Below are 16,622 nucleotides of genomic sequence, written 5' to 3' on the forward strand. Positions count from 1 at the left end.
TGCAGCAATTGCTTTTCCCTCCCGCTTTTTCCGCTACAATTTCCCACGATTTTGACCCATTCGTTTCGACAGCAAGGAAATACAATGAGGCAAGAAAAGCCCGGGGTTTTACTGGTTAATTTAGGCACGCCAGACGCACCCACTACACCAGCGGTTAAACGTTATCTGAAACAATTCCTCGGTGACCCGCGCGTGGTGGATACGCCGCGCTGGTTGTGGTGGCCGATTCTCAACTTTATTATCCTGCCGTTCCGTTCGCCGCGCGTATCGAAGCTTTATGCATCGGTCTGGATGGATGAAGGTTCGCCGCTGATGGTGTTCAGCAAGCGGCAGCGTGATGCGCTGGCACAGCAAATCGATATGCCAGTGGAGCTGGGCATGAGCTACGGCCAGCCGAGCCTTGAAGGTGCGGTTGAGCGTCTGCTGGCACAGGGCGTCACTAAATTGATCGTGTTGCCGCTCTATCCGCAATTCTCCTGCTCCACAGTTGCGGCCGTATGGGATGGCCTGGCTGCCAGCTTCAAACCGCTGCGTTCCCTGCCAGAAGTGGCTTTTATTCGTGATTACGCTGAACATCCGGCATATATCGCGGCGCTGAAAGCCTCCGTCGAGCGTTCTTTCGCCCAGCATGGCGAGCCGGATCTGTTGGTGCTGTCCTATCACGGCATCCCACAGCGCTTCGCCGACGAAGGCGATGACTATCCGCAACGCTGCAAAGATACCACCGATGCGCTGGCCGCCGCGCTCGGCATCGCGCCACACAAGATCATGATGACCTTCCAGTCGCGCTTTGGCCGTGAGCCCTGGCTGACGCCTTACACCGACGAAACCATGCAAGGTCTGCCCGCCAAAGGTATCAAGCATGTGCAGGTGATGAGTCCCGGCTTTGCCGCAGACTGCCTTGAAACGCTGGAGGAGATTAGCGAGCAGAACCGTGAATTCTTCCTGCATGCGGGTGGTGAGAAGTTTGAGTATATCCCTGCGTTGAACGCCGATGATGAGCACATTGCCATGATGGTGCAGCTGGTCAACGCGCGCCGTTAAGGGAGTGGCAGAGAATGTGTTATCATTCTCTGCCTGATTTTCCAGACGGCATCCCCCATGAAATTTCCCGGCAAACGCAAATCCAAACACTATTTCCCCGTTAGCGCGCGCGATCCGCTGTTGCAGGCTACGCAACAAGAGCAGGAAGAGGGCAGCTGGGTCGTCGGTATTGATCAGACGCTGGTAGATATTGAAGCCAAAGTTGATGATGGCTTCCTGCAACGTTACGGCCTGAGTGCGGGTCATTCGCTGGTGATTGATAATGCCACGGCGGAAGCGTTGTACCACGAGCTGATGCGTGACGAGTTAATTAGCCACCAGTTTGCCGGTGGCACCATTGGCAACACTTTGCATAACTACTCGGTGCTGGCCGATGACCGTTCGGTGTTGCTGGGCGTGATGTGCAACAGCATCCAGATCGGTAGCTACGCCTATCGTTACCTGTGCAACACCTCCAGCCGGATGGATCTCAACTATTTGCAAGGTGTCGATGGCGCGATTGGTCGTTGTTTCACCCTGATTGGTGAGCAGGGCGAGCGTACCTTTGCCATCAGCCCCGGTCTGATGAACCAGTTAAAGGCCGACAGCATTCCTGAAGAGGTGATCGCGGGCGCGTCAGCGCTGGTGTTGACCTCCTATCTGGTGCGTTGTCAGCCCGGAGAACCGATGCCGGAAGCGACGCTGCGCGCGATTGCGTTCGCCAAAAAACATAACGTACCGGTGGTGTTAACGCTGGGCACCAAATACGTCATTCAGGACAACCCACAGTTCTGGCGCGATTTTCTGCGCGAACATGTCTCCATCGTCGCGATGAATGAAGAGGAAGCCCTGGCCCTGACCGGAGAGGCCGATCCGCTGCTGGCGGCCAATATGGCGTTGGATTGGGTCGATTTGGTGCTCTGCACCGCCGGGCCAACCGGGTTATATATGGCGGGCTTTACCGAAGAAGAATTTAAGCGCAAAACCAACCATCCGTTGCTGCCAGGCGCGATTGCTGAATTTAACCAATATGAGTTCAGCCGTGCCATGCGCCAGCGGGATTGCCAGCAGCCATTGCGCATCTTCTCGCATATCGCGCCTTATATGGGCGGTCCGGAGAAGATTATGAACACCAATGGCGCGGGGGATGCGGCTTTAGCAGCGCTACTGCACGATATCACCGCCAATAATTTCCACCGCCAGAAAGTGCCGAACTCCAGTAAACATGCGCGCGAGTATCTGACGTATTCATCACTGGCGCAGGTGTGTAAATATGCCAACCGCGTCAGCTACCAGGTGCTGAATCAGCATTCCCCGCGTCTGACGCGAGGTTTACCGGAGCGTGAGGATAGCCTCGAAGAGTCGTACTGGGACAGATAAAAATTACCCCGTAGCGGCGGCGCGATTTATCGCGCCGCCGCTACGGCGTTAAATCAAATCGGACATTCACGCACAATCGGCCTTTGCGCAATCTCTTCTTCCAGCATATGCAACATGCTGTTAGCGATCTCTCGTTCCCCCATCACCACGCGATTGGCACCACGTTCGAGGATGTATTCCACTTCGTCGTCATAATGGGCGCGGGCGATTATCTCTATATTGTCGCGCTTCGCGCGCGCCGCCGTGACAACCTCACCAGCTTCATAACCATTGGGAATGGTCAGCAGTAGCCAGCGGGCGCAGTCGAGGCGCGCCAGCTCCATGATGTCGCTGCTGGCGGCATTGCCCAGCACCGCTTTGATGCCTTGCTCGCGCAGCGCTTCAACGCGTGGTCGCGAGTTTTCCACCACCACTAACGGCACATCCGCTTCAAGCAGCTTCTGTCCCAGCAGGCTACCGACGCGTCCATAGCCGACAATCACCGCATGGTCACAGATATCCACCGGAATTTGCTTCTCCTCCTCGATAGGATCGATCAGCGTCTGCTCTTCCATCGTCTCGGTTTTGTCGAGATAACGTTCCAACACAGTAAAGAGAATCGGGTTCAGCATAATCGACAGGATGGCTGCGGCCAGCACCAGATTACGCCCCTCCTGGCTCAGTAACCCCAGCGAAATGCCAAGACCGGCCAGAATGAAGGCAAACTCGCCAATCTGCGCCAGGCTAACGGAGATCGTCAGGGCTGTGCGGCGTGAGTGGCCCAGCAACGTGACCAGCAGCCAGGCAGCGACCGATTTGCCCACCACGATAATCACCAGCGACCCCAGTACCGCCAACGGCTGGTTGACCAGAATCATCGGGTCGAACAACATGCCAACAGAAACGAAAAACAGCACGGCAAACGCATCACGTAGCGGCAGCGTATCGTGTGCTGCTCGGTGGCTTAATTCAGATTCGTTCAGCACCATGCCTGCGAAGAAAGCGCCGAGGGCAAAGGAGACATCAAAGAATTCTACTGCACCAAACGCAATGCCCAGCGCCAGTGCCAGCACCGCCAGGGTGAACAGCTCGCGTGAACCGGTGGCAGCACTTTTCGCCAGAATCCAGGGGATCACGCGGCGGCCCACCACCATCATCAGCACCATAAAGGTGACCACTTTACCGATGGTCAGCAACAGGTCCCACGCCAACAGGGTTGGGCTGGCGTTACCCTGTTCCAGCATGCCAGCGATGGCAGGCAGCAGCACCAGCGTCAGCACCATGACCAGGTCTTCGACAATCAGCCAGCCGATGGCAATTTGCCCGCGCTGGCTGTCAATCAGTTGACGCTCCTCCAGCGCACGCAGTAACACCACGGTACTGGCGGTGGAGAGACACAAGCCAAACACCAGCCCGGTCATCATTGACCAGCCCAGCGCCCACGACAGCCCCATTCCCAGCAAGGTTGCCACGGCGATTTGCGCCACTGCACCGGGAATGGCGACCGACTTTACCGACATCAAATCTTTCAGCGAAAAGTGCAGCCCCACACCAAACATCAGCAGGATCACCCCCAGTTCAGCTAATTCAGGGGCCAGATTGGTATCGGCGACAAAACCAGGGGTAAAGGGACCGGCCATCACACCGGCCAGCAAGTAACCGACCAGCGGCGAAATTCGCAGGCGATGTGCCAACATACCAAGGAGAAAGGCCAGGACCAGTGCCCCGACGATGGTGGTGATCAACGGTGTGGTGTGATGCATGCCTGTCTCCTTGTGTGCAAATGTATCCGCTTGTAACAACCTAGTTTACTGCACAATCGCTAACCGCGTTTAAACATTTGAGCGGGATAAGCAGAAAAAAATGAAAAAATAAGAGAAAAATTCAACCAAAGTGTCATTTTCTTCAGTTATCTCACAATATCGGCAGGATTCATGCTGAATAAAGGGGGGGTAAGGAAAAATAATTACCCCCCGAAACAGGCTCAGGCGTGATGGTTATCTGGCAGGAAAGCGGTCAAAAGGCCGATAAGTGGCAACCAGGCACAGATTTGATATACCCATTCGATGCTGGTGTGGTCTGCCACCACGCCCAGCACGGCGGCACCCAACCCACCCATACCGAAGGCAAAACCGAAAAATAGCCCGGAAACCATACCGATACGTCCCGGTAGCAACTCCTGCGCGTACACCAGAATGGCAGAAAACGCTGAGGCGAGAATCAGACCAATAATTACGCTCAGTACACTTGTCCACATTAATGACGCGTGCGGCAACAGCAGCGTAAAGGGGGCGACACCGAGAATCGAGCACCAGATCACATACTTACGACCAATTTTGTCGCCAATCGGCCCACCAATAATGGTCCCTGCCGCCACTGCGCCAAGAAATACAAACAGATGAAATTGCGACGCCTGCACCGAGAGACCGAATTTCTGCATTAAATAGAAGGTGTAGTAGCTGCTCAGGCTGGTGAGATAGAAGTACTTGGAGAAAATCAGCAGCAGCAAAATGCTGATCGCCAGCACCACTTTTTTTCGCGGTAGTGGATTGGACAACACCGTGGCAGCTTTGGCTTTACTGGCGCGCTGCTGGTGGCTATACCAGCGGCTGACCTGCAACAACACGATGATCCCCAGCAACGCGGCCAGCACGAACCAGCCGAGATGGCCTTTGCCATAGGGTGCAACAATCATTGCGGCCAGCAGCGGGCCGAGTGCACTGCCGAAATTCCCGCCCACCTGGAACAGCGATTGCGCCAGGCCATGACGTCCACCGGATGCCATACGGGCGACACGGGAAGATTCGGGATGAAAAATTGATGAACCGCTACCCACCAGTGCCGCTGCCAGCAGTACCTGGAGATAGTCACTGGCGAAGGTCAGCAGCACCAGGCCACACAGGGTAAAACCCATGCCAACCGGTAACGACCAGGGTTTGGGATATTTGTCGGTGTAGTAGCCGACCACGGGTTGCAGCAACGAGGCGGTCACCTGGAAGGTGAGGGTGATTAAACCGATTTGCACAAAGTTGAGGCTAAAATCTTTTTGCAACAGCGGGTAAATCGCCAGCAACAGCGACTGCAACATATCGTTCAGCAGATGCGCGAGGCTGATCGCCCCTAAAATGCCGAACGCCGTGCGCCCCGGTGCGCGTGCCGGGGATGAGAGAGTATGATCACTTGCCATAGAAATCCTGAGAGGGTCAATTTTCGTTATCAGATTGTTACTTCTCTCAAGACTCTATAAGCCTTTCATCTTGAGTTAAAGTGCGATCTGTGCGACACAGAAGGGCGATAAAGCACATAAAGTCCACTGGTTAGTGGAAAAACGCAGAATAAGGAGATCGGCTTGTTGTTAATTCCGCGCAAAAGCCATTGGCTGGCATTGATTATCCTGTTGCTGCCGATACTGGCACAGGCATGGCAGCCCGACCGCAGCTACCGTCTTACTATCCTGCATACTAACGATCAGCATGGTCATTTCTGGCCCAACGCGCAGGGCGAGTATGGTCTGGCCGCGCAGAAAACCCTGATGGATACGCAACGTTATGATGCGCAATCAAAAGGAAGCGGTGTGCTGATCCTTTCCGGCGGTGACGTTAATACCGGTGTGCCGGAGTCGGATTTGCTTGATGCGGAACCCGATATTCGCGGCATGAACCTGGTGGGCTATGATGCGATGGCGCTGGGTAACCATGAGTTTGATAAACCGCTCAGCGTGCTGCAAAAGCAGCAGAAATGGGCCAAATTTCCCTTTCTTTCCGCCAATATTTACGCAAAATCCAGCGGCCAGCGGCTGTTCAAGCCCTGGGCGGTCTTTACCCGGATGGGGCTGAAAGTTGCCGTAATCGGCCTGACCACGCCCGACACCCTGCGTATCGCCAATCCGGCCAATATGGCAACTATCGAGATTCGAGATCCGGTCACTGAAACCGAAAAAGCGGTGGCCGAGTTACGTGCCAGCGTCAAGCCGGACGTGATTATTCTTCTCACCCACATGGGCCATTATGACGACGGCCAGCATGGCAGCAATGCGCCGGGCGATGTCGAGCTGGCGCGCAGCTTGCCGCCTGGCACCGTGAACCTGATCGTTGGCAGCCATTCACACGATGCGGTGTGCATGGAGAAAGAGAACGTCAGCGTGAAAAATTATCAGCCAGGCCAGCCCTGCCAGCCGGACCGCCAGAATGGTGTGTGGATCGTACAAGCGAAAGAGTGGGGTAAATTCGTCGGGCGCGGTGATTTTACCTTCCGCAACGGTGAGCTGGCGCTGGATAGCTACCAACTGCTCCCGGTCAATCTGAAGCATAAGATCAAGAATGCGGATGGCAGCGAGTCCTGGTTGACCTGGCAGCAGGAGATTCCACCGAATCCGGCAATGATGAAACTGCTGACCCCCTTCCAGAAACGCGCAGAAGCCAAACTGGATGTGCCGGTCGGCAGCAGCGACGGCGTCTTTGTTGGCGAGCGGGACAAGGTGCGTTTTGAGCAAACTAACCTCGGCCAGTTAATTCTGCGTGCGCAGATGGCCGCCACCAAAGCAGATTTTGCGGTGATGAGCGGTGGCGGGATTCGTACTTCACTGCCGCAAGGGGCGATCAGCTGGCGCGATGTGTTGCAGGTGCAGCCCTTCAGCAATCAGGTGGTGTCCGTCACCCTGACCGGTAATCAATTGCTGACGTATCTGGCAATCGTTGCCAATATTAAAACCGATGCCGGTGGCTTTGCGCAGTTTGCCAATATCAGCCTGGTGGCGGATGGTAGCGATGTCAGTGAGGTGAAGATCAACGGTGAGCCATTACAGAAGGATAAAACCTATCGCATGGCGACCAACAGCTTCAACGCTACCGGCGGCGATGGTTATCCGCGCATTGATAACCTCGCAGGTTATACCAACACCGGGTTGCGCGATGCGGATGTGTTGCGCGGCTGGGTGAGTCAGCATTCACCGTTGAAAGTGAGTGACTACGCACCGGGAGAGGGAATTGTGCACCTGACCGCGGAGCAGAAACAGCAACGGGATAGCGCGCCGGAGAAACCCAGGAAGCGCAGCTATCCGAAGACGGTGCTGGCATGGATACTGCCGCATGCGGTGGAAAACTAATGCATCATTGCGCGATAAACGCGCCGCTACCTTACCGTGCTCGTTTGTAGCGGCGCGAATTATCGCGCGGGTTTCTCACGCCTGGCACGCTTTGCGCGTGAGCCAGCGCTGACGCAGAATATCCCACAGCCAGTTATACGCGACGGTGTAGGGCAGGAAGAACAGGAAAAACGCCACTTCCACCATCAACGCCTGCAACAACGTGATACTGAGCATCCAGGCAGCAATCGGTAAACCAATCACAATAAAACCGCCCTCAAAACCCAGCGCGTGCAGTACGCGCAGGCCAGCGCCTCGCTGCACCCGATCCCGTGGGTACAGGCGATCAAATCCGGCGTTATAAATCATGTTCCACAGCATGGCGACGGTCGACAGCATGATCGCCAACAGCCCCATTTCAAACAGCGGCTTATCCATTACCCAGGCGGCTAACGGGGAAACAGTCAAAATCGCCAGAATTTCAAAGCCAGCAGCGTGGAAAAAACGTTCTTTCAAAGAACGGGTACGCATAAAAACCTCCTGATTCATTACAGGACGCATTTTCTCACTTGCCGAAATTAAGATAAAATGAACACCTATCGATAAAAGCGATGGATAACCATGAAATACTCCCCGGAATCCCTTGAGGCTTTTGTGCAGACCGTCGCCAGCGGGTCATTCTCTGCGGCGGCACGGGCGTTGGGCAAAAGCCAGTCCACCATCAGTAGCGCGGTGGCGAATCTCGAAGACGATTTAGGCTTTATGTTGTTTGATCGGCAGGGACGTCAGCCGGTATTAACCGAGCAGGGACAGCGAGCACTGGCGCAGGTGCAGCAGATCCTGGCGGCCAGCCAGCGGCTGGATGAGCTGGCGGTGCGGCTGTCGCAGGGTGTCGAGCCGCGCCTCAGTCTGGCGATCTCCGATTTCTGGCAGGCGGAATATCATGAAACGCTGCTGAAGCGTTTTGAAGCGCGCTATCCGGATATCGAATTTGAATGCATGATCGCCGAAGATGCCGACGTGCTGGACCTGCTACAGGCCGGACGCGTGCATCTTGGGGTGGTGCGCGCTCAGCCCTCATTACCGCCAGATATCGCGGTGGCACGCTTACAGGTGGAGGCGCAGATGGCGATTTATCTGCATCAGGACCAGGCGTTGGCCCAGCAGAAACAGGTTACCGAAGCGCAACTCGGGGCGTTGCGTCAGTTGCGGCTCAATACCTGGGTGGAGACGCGTGACCCGATGCCAGCGGGTCGGGTGTGGTCGGCACCGTCTTATCTGTTATTACTGGAGATGGCGGAGCAGGGATTTGGCTGGAGCGTGTTGCCGCGCTGGCTGGTGCAGCAGTTTGGTCATCAGGTGTTGAAGGAGTTGCCGGTGTCAGGCTGGCCGCAGCATATTGCGGTGGAAGCGGTCTGGTCGACGCGTAATCCACCGGGACCCGCCGGGCGCTGGATGATCGATCAACTTTGCGCCCAGCAGCCTGATTAATCGCGGCGCGCCACATCGGCCAGGGGGGCATCCAGCAAACGCGCCAGATCCTGTGCTGCCAGTTCGATATCCAGCCCGCGTTTACCGCCGGAGATAAAGATGGTGGCAAATTCCGCCGCTTGTTGATCAATCACCGTGGGCAGGCGTTTTTTCTGCCCCAGCGGGCTGATGCCGCCCACCAGATAACCGGTGACGCGCTGTGCCAGCAGCGGGTCAGCCATATCGGCTTTTTTCGCCCCCAGCGCTTTAGCGACTTTCTTCAAATCGAGCTGACTGGATACCGGCGTAACCGCTACTGCCAGGTGTTTCGCATCGCCATTCAGCGCTACCAGCAGCGTTTTGAATACCTGTCGAGCATCGAGATTCAGTTTTCGCACCGCTTCGTCGCCAAAGTTGGTTTCATGGCTGTCATGATCATACGGATGCAGAGTAAAGGTGACTTTTTGTTTTTCCAGCAGTTTTACAGCGGGCGTCATTTTTCGATCCTTGCTAAGGAAAATCTTATTTCAGAAACGGCGAATAGTACTGGCGAAATTCTGAACTTTGCGCGAGAATTGGCCCGCGCCAGCCAGCAATGGTTGTGTGATAACCAAAATCATAAACAAATTCCTCTTTGACGGGCCGATATTAATATCGGCCTTCTTTTTTTAGCGCGCTTTGAACAGGCTCGGTAAATTATCATCCCCGTAAAGATGCAACGCCCCCACGGCCACCACATAACGTCCCGGCGGTAATGCCAGCAACAATTCGCGCCAGTGCTGATTGCGGTTGCGCATCAAGGTGTCATTCAATTCATTGCTGAAGGTGGTGGGTAGCGCGACCGGCTGCTGCTTCGGCGGTGCATCCAGCCACCAGCTGATCATGGTTTGCAGCAAACGTGCGTTGGTGTGCCAGTGTTCCAGCGTATCCAGCAACAAGGGCAGGCCATTCTCCGGCAACGACTTCAGCAGTGCGATTTGTGTGTCCGGTCCTTCCAGCTCAATCACCGGCTTATGGGTCGCTTTGGCAGCCTGCAAAAGTTGATAATCGATGCCATATTGTGGCCGCAACCCGAGGCGCTGTGCCTGTTGCGCTTGCAACATCAGGGCAATCTGCCATATCGGCAGGTTGTCAAACATCATTACCGACAGCATCAGCTCATCGCAGAGCGCGGTTAGCCTGGTCAGTGTCTCGCTGTCGAGGCGTTCTGCCAGCGGCGGCAGGTTTTCTCCTTCGACAAAGGGGGAACCGCCTTGGGTGATGTCTGCTTCAACGATCAGCGCGTCGGCTTTCGCCAGTTGGCGCAACAAACGTGCCGGCAGCGGCTGCATATCGCGTGTACCCATATGAATGCTGCCGACCAGGTGTAACTGGCGATTGCCCAACTGAATATCCATCGCGGGCCAGGCGTAGTTGGCCGGAAAAAGTCGCGATGCCAGCTGTGTTACGCATTGCCACAGGCTGCGTCTCATTCCCTGTCCTTTTTTAGTCAAAAATCCATGCTAGCGATTTCATCGCGCGAAAAACAGGGCAGGGCTTGCTATTCGTGTACCGGTGGCTTAAACCGCAACAGACGATTAGCATTACTCACCACCGTGATGGAGGAGAGCGCCATCGCCGCTCCCGCCACAATCGGGCTAAGCAGCATGCCGGTAAACGGATAAAGCACACCTGCGGCAATTGGAATGCCAAAGCTGTTGTAAATAAATGCACCCAGCAGGTTCTGCCGCATATTACGCAGCGTGGCGCGGGAAATCGCCAGCGCATCCACCACGCAGTGCAGGTCATTACGCATCAGCGTCATGGCGGCGGTTTCAACCGCCACATCGCTACCGCCACCCATAGCAATACCAACATCTGCCTGGGCCAGCGCCGGAGCATCATTGATGCCATCACCGACCATCACCACTTTGCGCCCCTGTTGTTGCAACTGCTCGATGGCTTGTGCTTTGCCTTCTGGCAGCACCCCGGCGATCACGTCGTCGATACCGGCTTCAGCAGCGATTGCGCGTGCGGTTTTTTCATGGTCACCGGTCAGCATCACCAACTGAAACCCCAACTGATGCAGGCGTTGCAGCGCCGCGCGGCTCTCCGGACGCAGGTTGTCACGTAGCGCGATCAACCCCAGCAGTTGCCTGTCATCGGCCAGCAGCACTGGCGTGGCACCCAGCGCCGCCAGACGTTCAATATCTTCACGGGCGGGTGTGCAATCCACTTGTTGGGCTTCCATCAGCGCCTGGTTGCCGAGTAGTAAGGTTCTGCCTGCCACTGTAGCGCTCACGCCCTTACCGCGTATTGTACGAAATTGCTCAACATCAACGGCAGGCAGATCCGGCACTGCCGCGATAATTGCGGTTGCCAGTGGATGGCTGGAACCCTGTTCCAGCTGGGCGGCAGCGTGCAGTACCTGCTGACGATCCCAGTCGCTATACAACAACACATCGCTCACCTGCGGCGTGCCTTGGGTCAGGGTGCCGGTTTTATCAAATACCAGGGTGTCAACTTCACTGGCGCGCTGGAGTGCATCCGCATCACGCACCAGCACGCCAAGTTCTGCGGCACGTCCTACGCCAGCAATCACCGACATTGGCGTTGCCAGACCAAGGGCGCAAGGACAGGCGATAATCAGCACCGTAGTGACAATCACCAACGTATAAGCCAACTGCGGTTGCGGTCCGGTCAGATACCACACCAGGCCACTTAACAGCGCAATCGCCACCACCACCGGCACAAACACGGCAGAGATGCGATCGGCGAGACGTCCGATATCGGGCTTACTGCTTTGCGCCTGACGGACCAGATTGATGATGCGTGCCAGCGTGGTATGGCTGCCGGTGGCGCGCGCGACAAAGCGCAACGTGCCATCCTGGAGCAGCGTACCAGCAAAGACTTTATCTCCGGCCTGTTTAGTTTGCGGCACCGCTTCGCCGGTCAGCATCGCTTCGTCGCACCAGCCTTCGCCGCTTTCCACTTCGCCATCAACCGGGATACGATCGCCGGTGACCAGTTTAATCACCATACCAGGCTGCACATCGCTGAGCGGTATCAGGGTTTCACCCTGGTCGGTAATGACGCGAGCCTGCGCTGGGGTTAAGTCCAGCAAACGTTCCAGCGCTTGTGAGGCGCGCTGCCTTGCGCGTTGTTCCAGCGCATGACCGAGGTTGATCAGACCAATAATCATCACGCTGGCTTCAAAATAGAGATGCCGGGCCTGATGCGGGAAAAATTGTGGCCAGAGCGCGACGCTCATTGAGTAGAGCCAGGCGGCACCGGTTCCGAGCGCCACCAACGTATCCATGGTGGCGGTTCCGTGGCGCAGGCTACGCCAGGCGCTGCGGTAGAAATGGCCACCGGCAATCACCATCACCAACAGGGTGATCACGCCCAGTGAGCGCCATAGGGTGATATTGCTGTCGCTGAGCATCATATTGTCGCCCAGCATGCCCCAGATCATCATGGGCACGCCGAGCAACAATGCCAGCGCGGATTGCCAGCCAAAGCGGCGCATCGCCTGGCGGGCGCTGACCTGCTGGCGTTCCCGGCGAGTTTGCTCATCTTCGATGATTTCTGCCGAATAACCCGCCAGATCGACAGCGCCAATTAACGCCGCGGGTTGCGCATCACCCAATACCAACGCGCTGCGCTCACCCAGGTTAACGCGTGCCTGGCTGACGCCAGGTACCTTTTGCAATGCCTGCTCGACACGACTCACACAGCTGGCACAGCTCATGCCGCCAATCAGCAGGTGGTGGACGGGCAGGGGGTCATTTGCCGGTTGCGATCGTTCCTCCGTTGTCAGCGCCTCCGGCTGCGGCTCTGATGCTGTCAACGGTTCAGACTTTGGGCTGTCTTTCAGTGCTGCGTGGTAACCCGCCTGTTCTACGGTCGCGATCAGATCGCTGGCGCTGGCAGCACCGGTGACACGCGCTTCCTGTTGGGTAACTTCAGCCTGTTCAACATCGCTGCGCTGTTCCAGCGCTTCTTTGACGCGTTTGACGCAGTGGCCGCAGGAGAGGCCGTCCAGCGCCAGCAACTGTGTGTGTGACATATTTAACTCCTTATGCGTTCAGGTTTGACTGCATGCAGACTTTGCATTAGTTATAAAGCCTAAACCTTCCATTCAGGGGAAGGTCAAGGGGATCACATGAACATTAGCGATGTTGCCAAAAAGACCGGGCTGACCAGCAAAGCGATTCGTTTCTATGAAGAGAAGGGCGTCGTCACGCCACCGCTGCGCAGTGAAAATGGTTATCGTAGTTACAATCCACACCATATTGATGAACTCAATCTGTTGCGTCAGGCGCGTCAGGTGGGGTTCACTCTCGACGAATGTCGCGAGCTGGTGACGTTGTTTAACGATCCTGCCCGCCACAGCGCCGACGTAAAAGCGCGCACTTTGCAGAAAGCGGATGAGATCGCGGCGCATATTGAAGAATTACACGCCATGCGGGCGCGCTTACTGGCGTTGGCGGAAGCCTGTCCCGGCGATGATGGCGCGGAGTGCCCCATCATCAACCACCTGGCGGGCTGCTGCCATCAGACAGCCGGAAAGCGAGGCTGAATCATCAGCGTAATGCCAACTACGCCAGTGACGATGACCTGGGTACCGGCAGGCAGATCGCTCTCTGCCTGCACGCGCCAACTGCTGTCGCCAATGCGCACATGGCCGGTGCCGTCTTTCAGGGCGTTTTCCAGCGTAAAGTGTTGGCCGATAAGTTGCGTACCACGCTGATTCAGACTATTGGGTTGTTGCGAGGCTTCGCGATAACGCATCCAGCGATACCAGAAATAGACACACAGCAGTGTTAACACCGCAAACAACAGGCCCTGGCTGGTCCACGAGAAGGGAAAAAACCACTCGATCAGGCCAACCAGCACCGCTGCCAGCCCGCTCCATAGCAGATAGCCGCTGGTGCCAAGCATTTCAGCCGCCAGCAGCAGGCCGCCAAGCGTCAGCCAGAACCAGTGCGGGTGGGCAATCAGCTCCATCAGGATCACGGTTTGCGCTCCCGGCCGCTCTCTTTCAGCAGCTCGCTAATTCCGGCTATCGATCCAAGCAGGCTGGTGGCATCCAGTGGCATCATCACCACTTTGCTGTTATTGGCCTGGCCAATTTTCTGCAACGCATCGGTATATTTTTGCGCCACGAAGTAGTTCACGGCCTGAATATCCCCGGCGGCGATGGCTTCAGATACCATGCGCGTTGCATTAGCCTCTGCTTGCGCCTCACGCTCTCGCGCTTCGGCATGCAGGAACGCGGCGGTTCGTTCCCCTTCGGCTTTCAGTATCTGCGACTGTTTTTCCCCCTCGGCGCGTAGAATCGCAGCCTGTCGCACCCCTTCTGCCGTCAGAATATCGGCGCGTTTAGTCCGTTCGGCTTTCATCTGCGCGTTCATGGCCGCAATCAACTCCTGCGGCGGACGCACATCTCGAATTTCGATACGGGTGATTTTTACACCCCAGGGATTGGTCGCTTCATCGACAATATGCAGCAGACGGGTATTGATGTTATCGCGCTGCGACAGCATTTCATCCAACTCCATGCCGCCTAATACGGTACGAATGTTGGTCATGGTGAGATTGAGAATTGCCAGCTCCAGGTTGCTGACTTCATAGGCTGTGCGCGCTGCGTCGATCACCTGAAGGAAGCAGACGGCGTCAATGGTGACGTTGGCATTATCTTTCGAGATGACTTCCTGAGAGGGGATATCAAGGACGCGCTCCATCATGTTGACCTTGCGGCCAATGCGATCCATGAAGGGAACAACTAACGTCAGGCCAGGTTGCAGCGTGCGGGTATAGCGCCCAAAGCGCTCAACCGTCCACTGATAACCCTGTGGCACAATTTTTACTCCGGCCCAAACGGTCACCAACGCGAGTACGATGATGACTGGCATCACGGTCAACATAATAACCTCCAGGTTGTCACTGTTTCGGGCCGAGTCGCTTCGGCCCGATTACTACCCCGTACTGATTAGTACAGCAGTGAATAAAGCTGGCGACGATAACGTGCAGCCAGGGCATCACCGGTGCCGAGTGCGGCCAGAATTTCCTGCAACATTTTACGCACCTGGCCGTCACCGGCGTTGAGGTCGCTTTTCAGGAAACCAAATAGCAATTCAAGGGCTTCTTCATTACGACCAACCTGATGCAGCTGTAACGACAGTTTAGCAGCCAGCTCGGCGTTCGCGGGCTCATTCGCCAGTTGTTCCTGCAACAGTTGAATTTCTGGCGTGTCGGCGGCTTTTTTCAGCAGCTCGATTTGCGCCACCAGGCTTTGATAACGGGTGTCCTGATCCTGCAACGGCACCGCATTTAACACCGCTTCCGCTTCATCGCTACGATTCAGGGTGATCAGAACTTCCGCCAGCAGGAAGCCAATTTCGCTGGCCTGATTACTCAGCTGCCAGGCATCTTTCAGCAGCGGCAGCGCCTCCAGCGGTTTGCCTTCTTCCATCAGGGCTATCGCCTGCTGGGCTTTTATTTCTTCTTCACGCGGCAACACTTTTTGCAGTAGGGCGCGAATCGCCTCCTCTGGCTGCGGCCCCTGGAAGCCATCGACCGGTTGACCGTTCTGGAACAGGTACACCGTCGGGATGGAGCGCAGACCAAATTGAGAAGCCACCATCTGCTCTTTATCGCAATCCAGTTTTGCCAGAATAAACTGACCAGCGTACTCCTGGGCCAGGTGCTCCAGCACAGGCGTCAGTTGCTGGCAGTGCTGGCTGCGATCGGACCAGAAATAAAACAGCACCGGCAGCTGCATGGATTGTTCCAGCGTCTGATGCAGATTGGATTCGTTGATGTCGATAATCAAAGCGTGTGACATGAATACGTCTCTTTGCTGAAAGTGTGTTGAGAATATGGGGGCAAGCTGCCCGGCTTCAAGTTCTAATCAGGCTTGCAGCCTATTTGCTGCGCAAAATGCGATCCAGCATCCAGCCTGGCAGTACTCTTTTTAACAGGCTCATGGTCCAACTCACCAGCGTCACTGGATAACGCAGGCGCGGATGCGCGCTTTCCAGGGCGTGACGCAGCTTCGGCAGGATCGCCTCAGGCGGCAGGGAAAAATGCGCGGCGATGCCGGGATTACGCACCGGTTTGTCGCTTTCCCCCTGATGGACGTTTTCCGTAAAACGGGTATGGATCGGCCCTGGCTCAATCAGGCTGACGCGCACGCCCGTGGTGCGTAACTCCATGCGCAGCGCATCGCTCCAGGCTTCGAGCGCATATTTACTGGCAGCGTAAGCGCCGCGTCCGGGGGTGGAGATCACCCCCAGCACCGAGCTGGTATTAATGATACGTCCACTGCCGGTGGCTTGCAGGGCGGGCAACAGGCGCATGGTCAGTTGATGCGTCCCAAAGAAGTTAGTGGAGAATTGTTGTTCCAGTTGCTGGCGTGACAGGCTGGCGAGCGGTCCATAAATGCCAAAACCGGCGTTATTGAACAGCCCGTGAAGACGATTTTCTGTCAGCGCAATAACCTGATCCGCTGCGGCATCGACACTGGCCGGATCGTCCAGATCGAGCGTAATGCCGATAAAACCAAGCGCATGCATGCGTGCAACGTCTTCCGCCCGACGGCAGGCGGCAATTACGCGATAACCGCGCATCAGCAGGTCATTGGCGGCCACCAGGCCGATACCGCTGGAGCAGCCGGTGATAAGAATGTTTTTTTGCATAACTT

At 56.1% G+C, this 16,622-nt stretch carries 15 protein-coding genes; 5 read left to right on the forward strand and 10 right to left on the reverse strand.

Translation table 11 applies throughout. The features are described from left to right. The first annotated feature begins 84 nt into the window (after window positions 1-84). Together hemH and AC6I8N_RS05320 are read left to right on the forward strand one after the other, a co-directional pair. On the forward strand, window positions 85-1,044 hold the full coding sequence (gene hemH / locus AC6I8N_RS05315) for a ferrochelatase (protein ID WP_497830190.1): 960 nt from the start codon (window positions 85-87) through the stop codon (window positions 1,042-1,044). Window positions 1,045-1,101: 57 nt separating this feature from the next. Continuing rightward, window positions 1,102-2,403: an inosine/guanosine kinase gene (locus tag AC6I8N_RS05320; protein ID WP_497830191.1), complete on the forward strand. Its 1,302-nt coding sequence runs from the start codon at window positions 1,102-1,104 to the stop codon at window positions 2,401-2,403. 53 nt (window positions 2,404-2,456) lie between these two features. Here the strand turns inward: AC6I8N_RS05320 and ybaL are convergent, their stop codons facing one another. Both ybaL and AC6I8N_RS05330 read right to left on the reverse strand, forming a co-directional pair. Next, entirely contained in the window at window positions 2,457-4,145 is a 1,689-nt protein-coding gene (ybaL, locus tag AC6I8N_RS05325) for a YbaL family putative K(+) efflux transporter (RefSeq protein ID WP_497830192.1), read from the reverse strand. Window positions 4,146-4,366: 221 nt separating this feature from the next. Further along, window positions 4,367-5,569 carry an MFS transporter gene (locus tag AC6I8N_RS05330; protein ID WP_497830193.1) on the reverse strand — a complete coding sequence of 401 codons (1,203 nt, stop codon included), beginning with the start codon at window positions 5,567-5,569 and terminating at the stop codon, window positions 4,367-4,369. A gap of 162 nt (window positions 5,570-5,731) precedes the next feature. Here AC6I8N_RS05330 and ushA point away from each other — a divergent pair, with 162 nt between their 5' ends. Continuing rightward, a complete protein-coding gene (gene ushA, locus AC6I8N_RS05335) occupies window positions 5,732-7,486 on the forward strand; it encodes a bifunctional UDP-sugar hydrolase/5'-nucleotidase UshA (protein WP_497830194.1) in 1,755 nt (584 codons plus the stop codon). Between the two features lie 75 nt (window positions 7,487-7,561). Here ushA and AC6I8N_RS05340 read toward each other — a convergent pair whose 3' ends face one another. Continuing rightward, window positions 7,562-7,996, reverse strand: coding sequence for a multidrug/biocide efflux PACE transporter (locus AC6I8N_RS05340; protein ID WP_208724977.1), 435 nt, complete (start codon window positions 7,994-7,996; stop codon window positions 7,562-7,564). Window positions 7,997-8,086: 90 nt separating this feature from the next. On the opposite strand from AC6I8N_RS05340, the gene AC6I8N_RS05345 reads away from it, so the two are divergent. Next, window positions 8,087-8,956, forward strand: coding sequence for a LysR family transcriptional regulator (locus tag AC6I8N_RS05345; RefSeq protein WP_021182303.1), 870 nt, complete (start codon window positions 8,087-8,089; stop codon window positions 8,954-8,956). On the opposite strand, the gene ybaK is transcribed toward AC6I8N_RS05345, so the two are convergent. From ybaK to copA, 3 genes are all read right to left on the reverse strand, one after another. After that, on the reverse strand, window positions 8,953-9,432 hold the full coding sequence (gene ybaK / locus AC6I8N_RS05350) for a Cys-tRNA(Pro)/Cys-tRNA(Cys) deacylase YbaK (RefSeq protein ID WP_013508182.1): 480 nt from the start codon (window positions 9,430-9,432) through the stop codon (window positions 8,953-8,955). The two genes, AC6I8N_RS05345 and ybaK, sit on opposite strands and share 4 nt — an antisense overlap. 171 nt (window positions 9,433-9,603) lie before the next feature. Continuing rightward, on the reverse strand, window positions 9,604-10,407 hold the full coding sequence (locus tag AC6I8N_RS05355; RefSeq protein ID WP_497830195.1) for a TraB/GumN family protein: 804 nt from the start codon (window positions 10,405-10,407) through the stop codon (window positions 9,604-9,606). 68 nt (window positions 10,408-10,475) lie between these two features. Continuing rightward, entirely contained in the window at window positions 10,476-12,983 is a 2,508-nt protein-coding gene (gene copA / locus AC6I8N_RS05360; RefSeq protein WP_497830196.1) for a copper-exporting P-type ATPase CopA, read from the reverse strand. A gap of 96 nt (window positions 12,984-13,079) precedes the next feature. On the opposite strand from copA, the gene cueR reads away from it, so the two are divergent. Further along, window positions 13,080-13,496: a Cu(I)-responsive transcriptional regulator gene (cueR, locus tag AC6I8N_RS05365; protein WP_021182307.1), complete on the forward strand. Its 417-nt coding sequence runs from the start codon at window positions 13,080-13,082 to the stop codon at window positions 13,494-13,496. Here cueR and AC6I8N_RS05370 read toward each other — a convergent pair. The 4 genes from AC6I8N_RS05370 to AC6I8N_RS05385 all read right to left on the reverse strand — a co-directional run bounded on the left by AC6I8N_RS05370 (window position 13,472) and on the right by AC6I8N_RS05385 (window position 16,617). Continuing rightward, on the reverse strand, window positions 13,472-13,930 hold the full coding sequence (locus AC6I8N_RS05370) for an NfeD family protein (RefSeq protein WP_208725496.1): 459 nt from the start codon (window positions 13,928-13,930) through the stop codon (window positions 13,472-13,474). The genes cueR and AC6I8N_RS05370 overlap by 25 nt on opposite strands. Continuing rightward, window positions 13,930-14,844 carry an SPFH domain-containing protein gene (locus AC6I8N_RS05375; protein ID WP_415174714.1) on the reverse strand — a complete coding sequence of 305 codons (915 nt, stop codon included), beginning with the start codon at window positions 14,842-14,844 and terminating at the stop codon, window positions 13,930-13,932. The genes AC6I8N_RS05370 and AC6I8N_RS05375 overlap by 1 nt, the downstream gene beginning before the upstream one ends. A gap of 65 nt (window positions 14,845-14,909) precedes the next feature. After that, the gene (locus AC6I8N_RS05380) at window positions 14,910-15,764 is read right to left on the reverse strand and encodes a tetratricopeptide repeat protein (RefSeq protein ID WP_497830197.1); all 855 of its coding nucleotides are present in this window, start codon (window positions 15,762-15,764) and stop codon (window positions 14,910-14,912) included. Window positions 15,765-15,843: 79 nt separating this feature from the next. Further along, window positions 15,844-16,617 carry an SDR family oxidoreductase gene (locus AC6I8N_RS05385; RefSeq protein WP_497830198.1) on the reverse strand — a complete coding sequence of 258 codons (774 nt, stop codon included), beginning with the start codon at window positions 16,615-16,617 and terminating at the stop codon, window positions 15,844-15,846. Window positions 16,618-16,622 lie beyond the last annotated feature (5 nt).

The organism is Pantoea sp. X-Soil-TKNS-1279, assembly GCF_059730565.1.